The organism is Agrilactobacillus yilanensis (genome assembly GCF_003946725.1).
Taxonomy (GTDB): Bacteria; Bacillota; Bacilli; order Lactobacillales; family Lactobacillaceae; genus Agrilactobacillus; species Agrilactobacillus yilanensis.
In genome coordinates this window covers 14941-29055 of the sequence record NZ_RHOY01000023.1, presented here as the reverse complement: position 1 = coordinate 29055, position 14115 = coordinate 14941, and the positions used below count along the sequence as shown (strand labels likewise).

15 protein-coding genes and 1 other RNA gene are annotated in these 14115 nt (G+C 39.2%); all 16 read left to right on the top strand.

The window, feature by feature from the left end; all coding sequences use genetic code 11:
• Positions 1–7 precede the first annotated feature (7 nt).
• The 16 genes from EKM93_RS12415 to cas9 all read left to right on the top strand — a co-directional run bounded on the left by EKM93_RS12415 (position 8) and on the right by cas9 (position 13965).
• Positions 8–613, top strand: coding sequence for a class I SAM-dependent methyltransferase (locus tag EKM93_RS12415; RefSeq protein WP_125715898.1), 606 nt, complete (start codon positions 8–10; stop codon positions 611–613).
• Between the two features lie 114 nt (positions 614–727).
• Positions 728–1015 (top strand): hypothetical protein, encoded by a 288-nt coding sequence (locus EKM93_RS12410; protein ID WP_125715897.1) that lies wholly within the window; start codon positions 728–730, stop codon positions 1013–1015.
• A gap of 45 nt (positions 1016–1060) precedes the next feature.
• Positions 1061–1540 (top strand): nucleoside deaminase, encoded by a 480-nt coding sequence (locus EKM93_RS12405; RefSeq protein WP_125715896.1) that lies wholly within the window; start codon positions 1061–1063, stop codon positions 1538–1540.
• Positions 1541–1556: 16 nt separating this feature from the next.
• Positions 1557–1643, top strand: an RNA gene (gene ffs, locus EKM93_RS12400) — signal recognition particle sRNA small type.
• Between the two features lie 142 nt (positions 1644–1785).
• The gene (gene dnaX / locus EKM93_RS12395) at positions 1786–3516 is read left to right on the top strand and encodes a DNA polymerase III subunit gamma/tau (RefSeq protein ID WP_125715895.1); all 1731 of its coding nucleotides are present in this window, start codon (positions 1786–1788) and stop codon (positions 3514–3516) included.
• Positions 3517–3534: 18 nt separating this feature from the next.
• Entirely contained in the window at positions 3535–3846 is a 312-nt protein-coding gene (locus EKM93_RS12390) for a YbaB/EbfC family nucleoid-associated protein (protein WP_125715894.1), read from the top strand.
• Positions 3847–3888: 42 nt separating this feature from the next.
• Positions 3889–4485: a recombination mediator RecR gene (recR, locus tag EKM93_RS12385; protein ID WP_125715893.1), complete on the top strand. Its 597-nt coding sequence runs from the start codon at positions 3889–3891 to the stop codon at positions 4483–4485.
• A gap of 8 nt (positions 4486–4493) precedes the next feature.
• Complete coding sequence (locus tag EKM93_RS12380) at positions 4494–4733, top strand: DUF2508 family protein (RefSeq protein WP_164507092.1); 240 nt, start codon at positions 4494–4496, stop codon at positions 4731–4733.
• Positions 4734–4878: 145 nt separating this feature from the next.
• A complete protein-coding gene (gene tmk / locus EKM93_RS12375; protein WP_125715891.1) occupies positions 4879–5526 on the top strand; it encodes a dTMP kinase in 648 nt (215 codons plus the stop codon).
• Positions 5527–5530: 4 nt separating this feature from the next.
• Positions 5531–5860, top strand: coding sequence for a cyclic-di-AMP receptor (locus EKM93_RS12370; RefSeq protein WP_125715890.1), 330 nt, complete (start codon positions 5531–5533; stop codon positions 5858–5860).
• A 2-nt stretch (positions 5861–5862) separates the two neighbouring features.
• A complete protein-coding gene (holB, locus tag EKM93_RS12365; RefSeq protein WP_125715889.1) occupies positions 5863–6846 on the top strand; it encodes a DNA polymerase III subunit delta' in 984 nt (327 codons plus the stop codon).
• Positions 6847–6866: 20 nt separating this feature from the next.
• Positions 6867–7667 carry a PSP1 domain-containing protein gene (locus tag EKM93_RS12360; protein WP_125715888.1) on the top strand — a complete coding sequence of 267 codons (801 nt, stop codon included), beginning with the start codon at positions 6867–6869 and terminating at the stop codon, positions 7665–7667.
• Positions 7668–7703: 36 nt separating this feature from the next.
• Complete coding sequence (locus tag EKM93_RS12355) at positions 7704–8051, top strand: DNA replication initiation control protein YabA (RefSeq protein ID WP_125715887.1); 348 nt, start codon at positions 7704–7706, stop codon at positions 8049–8051.
• Between the two features lie 21 nt (positions 8052–8072).
• On the top strand, positions 8073–8927 hold the full coding sequence (gene rsmI / locus EKM93_RS12350; protein ID WP_125715886.1) for a 16S rRNA (cytidine(1402)-2'-O)-methyltransferase: 855 nt from the start codon (positions 8073–8075) through the stop codon (positions 8925–8927).
• Between the two features lie 17 nt (positions 8928–8944).
• Positions 8945–9697 carry an acyl-[acyl-carrier-protein] thioesterase gene (locus tag EKM93_RS12345; RefSeq protein ID WP_164507091.1) on the top strand — a complete coding sequence of 251 codons (753 nt, stop codon included), beginning with the start codon at positions 8945–8947 and terminating at the stop codon, positions 9695–9697.
• 140 nt (positions 9698–9837) lie between these two features.
• Positions 9838–13965: a type II CRISPR RNA-guided endonuclease Cas9 gene (gene cas9 / locus EKM93_RS12340; RefSeq protein ID WP_125715884.1), complete on the top strand. Its 4128-nt coding sequence runs from the start codon at positions 9838–9840 to the stop codon at positions 13963–13965.
• Positions 13966–14115 lie beyond the last annotated feature (150 nt).

The window sequence follows — 14115 nt, the reverse complement described above, 5'->3', positions numbered from 1 at the left end:
AGTAGTTATGACGGAATATTATTATTCACAAAATCCAACAGCGGATCATCAAGAGTATCATTTTGATTTTGAATTGTTACAACAGACGTTTCATTTTACAACGGATAACGGTGTTTTTTGTAAACACACGATAGATTTTGGTTCAAGAACATTGATTGAGGCCACCGTTAAAACTGATTTTCCAAGTGGCAGCTTATTAGATGTGGGCTGCGGTTATGGCCCAATTGGCTTAGCGCTAGCCCATCATTTTCCTAATCGGCAAGTGACGATGACGGACGTTAATGAGCGGGCTTTAAAGTTAGCTCAGAAAAATGCGGCGGATAATCAAATTAAAAACGTCTCTATTTTTGCTTCTGATGGTTTTAAACAAATCTCTGGAGACTTTGCTGGAATTTATACAAATCCACCGATTCGAGCAGGCAAGGCGGTTGTCAGCCAAATATTAACGGATGCTAAAGATCATTTAGTGCCAGGCGGCAAGCTGTTAGCTGTTTTACAAAAGAAGCAAGGGGCACCTTCAGCTAAAAAACTAATGACGGCTGTTTATGGTAACTGTGAAGTGCTGAGTAAAGATGGCGGTTATTACATTTTACAAAGTGTAAAAAATGATTAAAGGTTTTTAAAGTGCAGTATTGGTCACGAGAAAAGATTATGCTAGAATTAACGTGTGTGTTTTTAAAGTAACTTAAAAAACGTAGAATTCTACAAATTATTGGGGTGGCTATTTATGCAACGAACCGCGAAGTTAGTACTAGGGACAACGGTAGCAGCCGTTAGTGGCGGTGTGCTTTTTGGAGTCAATAAACTTCTGAATACCACATTTGTCAAAAATAAGCGCTATATCCGAAATTTTGTACGTTTTAATTTAAATAATAATTATCATCTATTGACCTTAGTTGAACAGATGTCGCCAAGAGATGTTAAACAACTAAGCGCCATTGTTGCTAAATTTTATCAGGCTGAACCAGAGCCAACGCATTGTTGGAGTGCGTTTCAAGAAGCGATTCAGTGCTAGGAGGAATAACTCATCGTTACAGAACCACAAGCCATTGATTATTATATGTCTGAGGCGATTAACGAAGCTAAAAAAGCCCAGGCATTAGATGAAGTGCCCATTGGTGCAGTGATTGTTTACCAAGGTGAAATTGTTGCCCGGGGTTATAATCGCCGGGAATTAGATCAAAGTGCATTAGGACATGCAGAACTTTTAGCAATTGCTCAGGCCTGTACGGCTAAGAATAGCTGGCGGTTAACAGGCATGGATCTATTTGTGACGCTAGAACCTTGTGTGATGTGTGCCGGTGCAATCATTAATAGTCGCTTAGACAGCGTCTATTTTGGGGCCTTTGATCCTAAGGCCGGTGCAGCGGGTAGTGTGACGAATGTTTTTGCATTGGAAAAATTAAACCATCATCCCCATGTTCAAGGGGGAATTTGCGCTGAAGAAACCGGTCAGCTGCTAACAAATTTTTTTAAAACAATCCGAAAACGAAAAAAGATGCAGCGTAAGGCTGGTAATTTATCTCAAAACGGGTTATAATATTATACGCCGCAAGGCCATGAGACAATGCTCCACATGTGAATCGTGTCAGGTCCGGAAGGAAGCAGCACTAAGTGTGTTGGAACATGTGTCTTATGTTTATATAAAAATTAATTGGGACTGGTTAAAGCAAGTTTTGCCTTCAGTCCCATTTTTGTTAGGTTAAAAACCGAAATAGTTTCAATAAGGCTGTGCTTAACGGTGCAGTCTTACATACAAATCGATAACTTAAAGGGGGCAGAATTTTGAGTTATCAAGCTTTATATCGCGTTTGGCGACCACAACGATTTGACGAGATTGTTGGCCAAACAATGGTCACTAAAACTTTAAAAAATGCAATTATGACGCAACAAACGAGTCATGCGTATTTATTCGCCGGGCCACGGGGAACGGGTAAAACTTCAGCAGCAAAGATTTTTGCCAAAGCCATTAACTGCCCCAATCAAAAAGATGGCGAACCTTGTAACACGTGTGATATATGTAAGGCAATTACAGAAGGTACTTTGAATGACGTGATTGAAATTGATGCGGCTTCAAATAATGGGGTCGAAGAAATTCGTAATATCCGGGATAAAGCAAAGTACGCACCGACTTCTGCAGCTTACAAAATCTATATTATTGATGAAGTCCACATGTTATCTACCGGCGCTTTTAATGCGCTATTAAAGACTTTAGAAGAACCACCGGCTAATGTTGTTTTTATTTTAGCTACAACAGAGCCTTACAAGATTCCAGCGACAATTATTTCTAGAACACAGCGCTTTGATTTTAAACGGATTACGGCTCAAGACAGTTATCAGCGGATGCAGTATATTTTGGAGCAAAAGCAAATTGAATTTGAACCGGCAGCACTGAAATTAGTAGCCCGAGCCAGTGAAGGCGGGATGCGGGATGCGTTATCCATTTTAGATCAAGTTTTGTCTTTTAGTGATAATAAATTAACAGTCGACAATGTTTTAAATGTTACCGGGGATTTATCCCAAACCCAAGTGGACCGGTTGATGACTACTATTGCACAGCAAGATACCAGTAGTAGTTTGGCCACGTTACAAGAAGTTTTAACAGAAGGTAAAGACGAGCAGCAGTTTGTGGAAGACTTGATCGGTTACTGCCGAAATTTATTGGTTTATGCCTCAGCACCACAGATCATTGAGGAAGTAGAGCTAGGCAACGTTACAGAGACCTTCAAACAGCTCAGTACCACTTTTGAGGCGACACAGTTATATCAGATGATTGATATTTTGAATGATGTTCAGCAACAATTACGTTACACCAATCATCCAGATGTTTACTTAGAAGTGTTGTTGATTAAGTTGTGCCACGTCCCAGCTAAACCGGTGGCTGCAGCAGCACCGTCGGTTGAAGCCAGTGCTGAAGAAAATCAGCAGCTGGAAGCGTTAAAGGCGCAAGTTGCACAATTGAGTCAGCAAATTAAAACATTGCCGCAAAGCAGCGGTAAAACTACGGCTCACCGGACAAATTCCGTAAAGCCAAAAGCGCATAAAGTTCAAGTGAATAAAACGGCCATTTATCCGATTTTAGATACGGCAACACGACAAGATTTAAATCGGTATAAGGAAGTTTGGCCAGATTTAATGAGCATGCTGTCAATTACTAAGCGGGCAGTGATGAATGTTTCCCGGCCAGTAGCAGCTAATGCTAAGGGCGTGATTGTTGCTTTTGACTACCAGCTATTTTTTGAAAAAGTAATGAATGATCAAGAATTATTGGATGAGCTAAAGAATGGCTTAAATCGCTTGTTAGGCAGTCCAGCAGAAATCGTGCTAGTGCCTCAAGAAGACTGGCCAGTGATCCGTAAAGATTATTTAGCCACCAATCGTTTGGAGCAAAAAGAAGGCAAGGCCACAACTACTACGGCTCAGCCCTCAGCGACAGCAAAAGCTGAAGTGCCAAAAGTTGTAAAAGAAGCAGTAGCCTTGTTTGGTGAAGATATAGTAGAAGTTAAAAAAGATTAATTTAAAGGAGTGTTTTTTATGCGTGGTATGCCAGGCAATATGCAAAGTATGATGCGTCAAATGCAAAAAGTACAAAAAGAAATGGGTAAAGCTCAAGAACAATTAGCAGTGACGGAATTCACTGGTGCAGCACCAGATGATTTAGTAAAAGTTGTTGTTACTGGGGACAAAAAGGTTAAAGATATTCAAATTGACCCTAAGGCGATTGATCCAGATGATCCAGATATGTTACAAGATCTTGTGATCACTGCGGTAAATGCAGCAATGACTAACGTAGATCAGACTACAGAACAAACGATGGGTAAATTTACTAAGAATTTACCTAAATAATTTCCAGTCAGCTTATGTTCCTGAACATCGGGAGGTAAAAGTGTGCAGTATCCTGAACCAATTGCAAAACTAATTGACAGTTATATGAAACTACCTGGTATTGGCAGTAAAACAGCCACGCGTTTGGCGTTTTATACCATTGATATGCCAGAAGATGATGTCACAGATTTTTCTAAAAGTTTGATTGCTGCTAAAAAAGATCTGCATTATTGTAGCGTCTGCGGTAATATTACCGAAAATGATCCTTGCGATATTTGTCGAGATCAAAGCCGGGATCAAAATTCCGTCATTGTGGTGGAACAGCCTAAAGATGTGATGGCTTTGGATAAGATGGATGATTATCATGGGCTGTACCATGTTTTACATGGCGTATTGTCGCCAATGGAAGGCAAGGGACCAGATGATATTAATATCAAAACTTTGATTCAAAGACTGCAAAAACAGCCTATCAAAGAAGTGATTATTGCCACCAATGCCACGCCTGAAGGTGAAGCTACAGCAATGTACATTTCCCGGCTGATTAAACCAGCGGGCATTAAAGTCACACGTTTGGCCCATGGCTTGTCAGTAGGCAGTGACATTGAATATGCAGATGAAATGACCCTGCTAAAGGCTGTTGAAGGCCGGCAAGAAATGTGAGGACAAACGTGCGGAGCTCAAAAAAATCAAATTTACGGCAGCAAACTGACAGCGAGCTATTGGATTTAGCTTATGAACTGCGTGAAGCTATTTTAGCTTATCAAGAAGCGGATGCTTTGGCAGCTCAAGATCAAAATCCAGTGGATGGGGAACTGCTGCTGCAAAAAGCGAAGTATGATTTCATTTATCGCCAAATACGGATCCGTAAGGTGAAAAGTCAGCGTATTTCACCAGATATGTTTCAATAATTTAGATAACTTAGGGATGTTCAACTTCGACTATAAGCGTTTTCGGTTATCGTTGAAACTTGAACATTCTTTTTTTGTAGCTTTTTAATTGAAGCAATGCACGCATTAAAGTAAAATGAGATTAATGTAGAAAAGGAAGTTGAAGATGGCTGGTTTATTTATCACCTTAGAAGGCCCAGACGGCATGGGCAAAACAACGGTATTAAAGCAACTATTACCGTTGCTAGCGCAAAAAACAGCCCAACCGGTAATTGAAACAAGAGAACCTGGCGGCAGCCAGATTGCAGAACAGATTCGTCAAGTTTTATTAGACGTGAATAATACTAAAATGGATGATCGCACTGAGGCGTTATTATTCGCAGCAGCCCGGCGGCAACATTTAGTGGAGGTTGTTTTGCCAGCATTAGCAGCTGATAAAATTGTTTTATCGGATCGTTTTGTAGATAGTTCTGTGGCTTATCAAGGCGGCGGCCGAGAAATTGGCGAACAGGCTGTTTATGATTTAAATATGTTTGCCACAGCAGGTTTAACACCAGATTTGACGTTGCTGTTAGATGGGCCCGTTGAAGCAGGTTTAGCGCGAATTCAAAAATTTCGTCAAGATCAAAGTGATCGTTTGGATCAAGAAACACTGGCTTTTCATCAACGTGTTCGGACGTCTTATTTACATTTAGCAGCCGAATTTCCAAAACGAGTTATCAAAATAGATGCCATGCAACCCCTAGAACAAGTCGTCGCAGATTGTTTGCAGCAAGTGCAAAATCATCTGCCTGAAACTTTCCAAAGGAGTTAAAACTATGAAATTAATTTTAGCAATTGTTCAAGACAAAGATGCCGGTACATTGAGTAATAACTTGGTGGATGCCAACGTGCAAGCAACGAAGTTATCCACAACCGGGGGCTTTTTGAAATCTGGGAATACAACGTTTATCATTGGGATTGAGGACGAACGGGTTGATGATGTGCTAACCATCATTAAAGAAACCTCTCATGCTCGGGAACAATTCATGGCACCACCGGTCAATATTGATGTGACCGGGGACTCAGCTATGTCTTATCCAATCGAGGTTCAAATTGGCGGCGCCACTGTATTTGTTTTACCTGTCGACCAATTTCATCACTTTTAAGAATGGCTTTTTTAGTAGAACAATTACAGCCCCGCTTAATCCGGCAATTTGAAAATGTTTTAACCCATCAGCGATTAGCGCAAGGTTATCTATTTGCGGGGGCTAGCGGGACTGGCAAGCGAGAATTAGCTCAGTGGTTAGCGCTGAGTCAATTTTGCTTAGAGCCTAGTGCAACGCATCAACCTTGTGGAAAATGTGCAGAATGTCAGCGGATTTTGAGCGGCAATCATCCCGATGTGATCACGGTTGCGCCAGAAAATCAGACAATCAAAATTGAAGCCATTCGGCATTTAAAAAATGAACTTTATAAATCCGGTGTTGAAGGCACAAAACGGGTATTTATTATTGTGTCTGCTGAAAAGATGTCCGTTAATGCTAGTAACAGTTTGTTGAAATTTCTGGAAGAGCCGGTGAGTGATGCCCTCATTATTTTGACAACAACCTCTAAGTCACAGATTTTACCAACGATTCGCTCAAGAATGCAGATGATAGATTTTCACGAGATCAGTGCACCGGCGGCTTTTGAAAACTTCAAGGCACAAGGGCTTATGCCGGCAAATGCGCAGCTCATGAGTTTGCTGACAAGAGATAGCCAGCAAGCTGCTGCTTGGCAGACGGATAATAATTTTAAACCGCTGCTGCAAGGTGTTTTGCACTGGTTTAACAAACTATTCAAAGGTGATCCGGAAGCGTTTGTTTTTGTACAGACGCAATTGGTGCAGAATGCTAAAAATCAAGAACAACAGAGTTTAACTTTCCAAATAATTGTAAATTTTTATGATTTTTTACTGAGACTCAGGTATGATAAGGATAAGGAAATTATTAATCCTGATTTAATTAAATTAAATGAAACGTCTCAGCAAGTTACGGATCGGCAGCTGACGGAACAACTGTCACTGGTGTTGGCTGTTCAAAAGCAGTTACGGGTCAATGTTAGCTTTGAAAACGTGCTGGAAGCTTTAACTTTGAAGTTGCTGGCTGTTTAGCGTTTTAGAAGGTGAAAATTATGAATTTGTTTCAAATTAAGTTTCATGGCGATAATGCCAATAAATTATGTATGTCTGAAGATACTTTTAATATAGATGATCAAGTTGTTGTTTTATATGGCCATGCCAAAATGATCGCAACGGTAACAGAACTCATGGTTACGGATGCTAAGCATGGTGAAATTCCGGCCAATATTTTGTCAGTGAAACATCTGGCTACGCCGGAAGAAATTCAATTAGATAAGGACAATCAAAAACAAGCAGATAAGGCCTTGATTGTGGCCCAACAAAAGGCAGATGATCATCATCTTAAGATGAAGATGATTGCGTCGAGTTATGCGTTAGATTGTCAGAAGTTATTGTTTTATTTTACAGCAGACCAACGAGTAGATTTTCGCGAACTTGTCCGGGATTTAGCAGCGATTTATAAAACAAGAATTGAACTGCGGCAAATCGGGGTTCGTGATGAAGCCAAGATTCTTGGGGGTATCGGTCCTTGTGGCCGGCCACTTTGCTGCAATACGTTTTTAGGTGAATTTGTGCCGGTTTCAATCAAAATGGCTAAGGATCAAAACTTATCTTTAAATCCTACAAAGATTTCCGGTCTTTGCGGTCGTTTGATGTGCTGTTTACAATATGAAGATTCTGTTTACGAAGATGCGAAGGCTAACTTGCCAGACTACGGGGATAAAGTAATGACCAATGAAGGCAAGGGGCGTGTGGTCGGTTTAAACTTTATTTCTGACATTGTTAAAGTTCAGCTGGAAGGCCATAGTGTGCCGATGGATTATGCCAGTGCTGAATTAAAGAGCTTAGAATAGAAATGACAAGGGTCATTAAATCAAGAAGGTGCCGTGGTGGATAACAAGGATCTTTATGACCAGCTGCAAGAACTTGAAGTGAGTCAAACGGCGCAGTTGGCTAAGTTAAAGGGATTACAAGATCATTTAGCACAAATTCTTGAGCAAAATAGCGAACTAAAGATTGAAAATCAACATCTCCGAATTCGGCTGCAGGAATTAGAAGATACAGCGACGGATAAAGATGATCCGACTAAAGGACTGTCTAAATCCCGGAAACATTTGGAAAAGCTTTATGAAGAAGGCTTTCATGTATGTACGTATTTTTATGGTTCTAGACGGGAAAATAAGGAATCTTGTGCATTTTGCTTAGATGTTATTTATGGTGATCATCAATCCAGATAATTTTGATCAAAGGAATTTTTTATGTCAAATCAAACAAATGAAGCGGGGACACTGTATCTTGTACCTACGCCGATTGGAAACTTAGAAGATATTACGTTTCGGGCTTTGAATGTCATGAAGACCGTGGCAGTAATTGCTTCTGAAGATACACGAAATACACAGAAATTATTAAATCATTTTGAAATTACAACAAAACAAGTTTCATTTCATGAACATAATACCCAAGAACGGATTCCACAATTTATTAAGTGGCTAAAAGATGGGACGTCCATTGCTCAAGTTTCTGATGCAGGGATGCCTTCTATTAGTGACCCTGGTAAAGAGTTAGTGCAAGCTTGTATTGCGGCCGGGATTACAGTGGTACCGTTACCTGGTGCTAATGCGGCTTTGACGGGGTTAATTGCTTCTGGGCTAGCCCCGCAGCCGTTTTTCTTTTGGGGCTTTTTACCACGCAAGCCTAAAGAACAAAAGACGACGTTAACGCAGCTGAAGTCGTATTCGGCAACTTTAATTTTTTATGAAAGTCCTTATCGAATTGTGAAGACGTTGGAGAATTTAATTGCAGTGTTAGGCGGCGACCGCCAAGTTGTTTTGGCCCGAGAATTAACGAAGCGTTATGAAGAATTTATCCGAGGGTCATTAACAACGGTTTTAGCCGAAATGACCAGCCGGACGATTAAAGGCGAATTTGTCATTTTAGTGGCCGGTGCATCAGAGGTGGAAGCCCCTACTTTAGTGTTGACCGATGAACAAGTCCGTCAAGCGGTTGCTGAATTGATTCAGGCCGGGGCAAAACCTAATGCAGCCATTAAGACAGTGGCGCAGCAGACGAATCAAAAAAAACAAGAGGTTTATCGAATTTATCATGAATTATAAGTGATATGGGGGTTATTATGGCACGGCAAATTTATAAGATTGAAAGCAAGGTTCCGTTTTATGAAGTGAACACATTAAACGAATGGCATTTGTCATCATTATTAAATGGCTTGCTGACAGTGTCAGATGCGCAGCTGGATTTGTTAGAGGCCGGTGATGCGGTGATGCATGCCAAAGGGTTAGGTTGGGTTATTACGCAGTATCATTTTGATATCAAGCGTTTTCCAAAATCTAAAGAGCCCATTGTGATGTCTTCATGGGCCAATAGCTATAATAAGTTCTTTTCATATCGGGATTATCAACTAGATGATGCTCAAGGCAATGAGCTGGTACACTTAGATTCCAGCTGGGTCATGATGAGTTTTGAGACTCGAGGGATGGTTCGGGTGGATCCAGAAGTTGTGAAGAATGTTCAGGCAACAGAGATCCGCAGTATTAAGAAATTCAAACGGCTGCCTAAAAAAGATTATAGTCAGGCTAAGCATAAGCCTTATCGGGTGCGCTATTTTGATATTGATGGTAATCAGCATGTCAATAATGTCCATTATTTTGACTGGATGATTGATGTATTGGATTTGGCGTTTATTGAGAAATATGCGATTGATACAGTAGATATTCGCTACGAACGAGAAATTCATTATGGTCAGACGGCGGAGAGTTATGTGTTGACTGAGCCGGATGAAGATGGTCAAGGGGTAACTACGTATCATGCGATTAAAACCGGGGATGAAGTGCATACGGAATGTCAGATGCACTGGCATTTGAGATAGAATAGATGAATACAAGTAGTTTAGATGCGTTGAGCACATCGTAAACTACTTGTATTTTTTTATTATTTTCAGATATTTGCATTAATTAAAATAAAATTTGATATGATAAAACTAGTTCAATTATTTTAGGGAGGTTTTAAATGATGAAAGATTATAGCGTTGGCTTGGATATTGGGACAGGTTCAGTGGGTTTTGTTGCCATGGATCAACAGTATCGATTAATGCGGGCTAAAGGGAAAAATATTATTGGGGTGCGGCTATTTGAACCTTCAAAGACGGCTGAGAAACGGCGACGGTTTCGGACAACTCGAAGACGTTTATCCCGACGGCGGTGGCGACTGTCTTTGTTAAATGACTGCTTTGCGCCAGAACTTCAAAATCAGGGAGATCCTAATTTTTTACATAGATTAAAATATAGTTGGGTACATCCTAAAGATACATTGAATCAACAAAATTATTCAGCGGCACCGTTGTTTAATGATTCGGGGCAAGATAAAGCATTTTATAATAAATATCCGACCATTTATCATCTACGGCGGGCTTTGATGAATGATACGAAACAACATGATTTACGTGAAGTTTACTTAGCGATTCATCATATTGTAAAATACCGCGGTAATTTTTTGCTAGGAGACGGACAAATTGATCAAGAAGCTATCTTTGATATACATAGCTTTTTGGAGGCTATGCAAGATTTTTGTCAGCCAATTCTTTCAGATGAATCGACTTTGATTGACGTGGATGAAGCGCGCTTAGTGACAATATTATTTGATAAACAACTTTCACGGGCAAAAAGAGTTACTGAAGGGGTTAAAGTATTTGACGGACAAAAAAATAAAGCATTAAAGACTGTCATTAAACTTTCGTTAACCGGAATAGTGGGCAACCAGTTTAATTTAGCTACGATGCTGCAAAAAGAAGGTTTAAATCCGAAAGATAGCAAATGGAAGATCAAATTTACAGAGAGCGATTTAGAAGCAAAATTAGAAACAATTAACAGTGGGACAATTTTAAGTGATAGCGAAAAAGAATTTCTAACAGCCATTCAAAAAGCCTATAATGGCTTAACTCTAAAATTATTATTAGATGATGCTCACTCTTGGTCTGAAGCCATGATTAAGCTTTATGAAGCACATAAGGGTGATTGGAAGCTTATTAAAAAGGAATTAAGGACTTCAGAAAATAAAGCTGAGGTTAATCAAGCTTATCTGAATTTGCAAGCAGACAACGATGACGTACGACGCAAGGCAAACAAGTATTTTACAGGCCTTATTAAAAAAAGCACAACACTAACGAAAGAAAAACAAAATGAACTATTGTCAAAAATTGAAAATGAGATTTTCCTGCCAGTTCAACGTAGTAAAGCAAATGTCTCAATTCCCCATCAATTACATTTGAATGAATTAATAAAAATTATTGAGAATCAAAAGCAATATTATCCATTTTTAGCAGAAGTGGACAAAAAAGGTCGAAATAAATTACAGCAGCTTTTGAAATTCAGAGTACCTTATTACGTTGGGCCATTAGTAGAGCCGAAAACGGTTGATGGTGACAGCAGTAACCATTGGATGACCCGATTAGAAGCTGGGCCGATTACACCATGGAATATCGAAGAAAAAGTTGATACAGATCAAGCCGGTTTAGACTTCATTAAACGTATGACAGGTACGGATACTTATTTAATTGGGGAACCAGCGCTACCTAAAAACGCACTGATCTATCAATCATATAATGTTTTACAAGAATTAAACAATGTGCGCATCAATGTTAACCAGCGCTTAGAAGTTGCACAAAAACAGGAAATTTATGAAAATATTTTCAAAGGCCAAAAATCTGTATCGGTAATAGACATAAAAGACTATATTAAAACTAAATATGGGAAAGATGTCAACGTCTCAGGACTGTCGGATACTAAGGGTGGCCACTTTAATAGTAAACTAACAACGTATCATTATTTTTTAAATATATTTGATCGAGCTTACGTAGAAGATCATGATAATCAAGAGACTTTGGAAACAATTATAGAATTACAGACGATATTTGAAGATCGCAAAATTTTAAAGCGACAGCTGTCAAAATTATCAGTACTGACGAAAGATCAAGTCGAAAGCTTATCTAAACAGCATTTAACCGGTTGGGGCCGGCTATCTAAAAAGTTATTAACAACAAAATTTGTTCAACTGAGTACTAAGGCGGGTACCGATAAGAAAAGTATTTTAGAAACTCTCTATGAAACCAAAATGAATTTGATGGAAATCATTAGCGATAGTCGGGATCGTTATGGCGCACGAGCTTGGTTAGAAGAAGAAAATGCAATAGAGGACAAGGAAACTTCCTTAAAATCGGTGATCAATGAATTAGCTGGACCTAAGAATATTAAACGCGGTATTTTACAATCATTTTATATTTTAGATGAAATCACTCGAGTTTTAGGTCGGCCACCAAAGAATGTTTATTTAGAAGTTGCTCGAAATACACAAGCTTCTGAACTGACTAATAGCCGGTTGGCCTATTTGAAGACGGTGTATGGAAATAAATCTTTGTCTGCAGAATTTAAAGCTTTAAGTACTCAGCTTAACTCAGTAGAAGATGCCAAGATGAATGCGGCACTCAGAGATGATCGATTATATTTATATTATTTACAGCAAGGCAAAGATATGTATACCGGTGAACCAATTAATATTGATCTCATCTCTAGTAATTATCAGATTGATCATATTATTCCCCGTGCCTATGGAATTGATTGCTTGGATAATCGCGTTTTAGTTAAAAGTGAGCTGAATGCCCGTAAAGCGGATTCACCAACTTATTTACCAGAATTAATTTGCAGTCGATGTAATTGGTGGCGCAGTTTGAAAACGGCTGGTTTACTTAGTGAGCAGAAATTCAAGAATTTAACCCGTAAATCTGATGATTTTTCCGACTTACAAAAAGAACGCTTCATTGCTCGTTCTTTAGTGGAAACTCGGCAAATTACGCGAAATGTGGCAACGTTAATCGGCGAACATTTTAATGATGAAACAAAAGTTCGAGCCATTCGTTCAGAAATAACTACGGATATGCGCCACTACCTGGCAATTTATAAGAATCGTGATCTTAATGATTATCATCATGCTTTTGATGCTCTATTATTTACAACTGCCGGGTTATTTATGGATAATATTGGTTTCTTTAAAAAGGGTCAGTTGAGTGATTATGCAGGTCATATATATAATCGTTATACAAAACAGGCACTGGCTCAAGCACGTGCTAACGCAAAAGATAAACACCAGCAACGGATTCGTCCGTTAGGCTTCGTTGTAGGCTCCATGGCGAGTTCAAATAAGCAATTCCAAGTGAATCAGGCGACTGGTGAACTAGTTTGGACGATGGCGGATGAAGCTTATTTACGTAAAGTTATGGATTACAAGAAGATTTTGGTAACGAAGATGGTTTATGATCAAACGGGCGAATTGTACAAGCAAACAAGAATTCCAAGGGATGGTAAAGAATATGGTAAAAGAAAGATATATGGTAAAGTTGCTTTTGATAAGCGTAAAGATCTAGCGTTGTATGGTGGATTTGATTCTTTACAAACTGCTTACACTGCACTAGTTTTCTCTAAGAAGAAGTTTAAGTTAGTGAATGTACAGCGGCTTTGGCTCAGTGAAATAAAGGCGGATGCCAACTATCTGACTAAAATGGTTCAACAAAGTTTAAATGATCCTAAAGCCAAAATTATTTTGGATCATATTCCTTATGAACAGCTTTTAATTAAGGATCAGGCAAAAGTGACTATCGCTTCAGAAAACGAATTGCATAATTTCCAACAATTATATTTGTCAAAAACAGATAGTAAAGATCTGTTAATTTTGTTAAATGCAAGAAGTGAAGAGATGGCTGAAGCCCGTTTAAAGCAGTATAGTCATAGTCAAGACGCTAAGCAGCGGTTTACAGAATTATTAACACATATTATTGAACAAGCTCTGAAGTATTATAAACTCCAGACACATCAAACAGCTTTGCTCAAATTACAAGATAAGGTGATCGAATTTACGACACTTGAATTTGAAAAACAACAGGAAGTTGTACAACGCGTGTTACAAGCCTTGCATGCTAATGCAATTAGATCAAATTTAGAAATCTTAGGGTTATCAGAATCTTGGGGGCGATTGAATGCGATGGTAAACTTATCACCTTCAGACAAGTTCGTTTATACCTCTTATACTGGGCTTTATACAAGCACTGTTTCGGTACAAGAATTAGCTGATCAAGCAAAATTAGAGTAAAAAATATAAGCGCCGAGGAATTTTGAAATCCCCCGGCGCTTATTGTATGTAGCGGGCATAAGCCCCACTCAATGATTGAGCGAATTAAGCTTGGCACGAAGCCTTGCTTTATTTCAATGTTGTATGTCGTATCAAAGAGGTTAAACACCT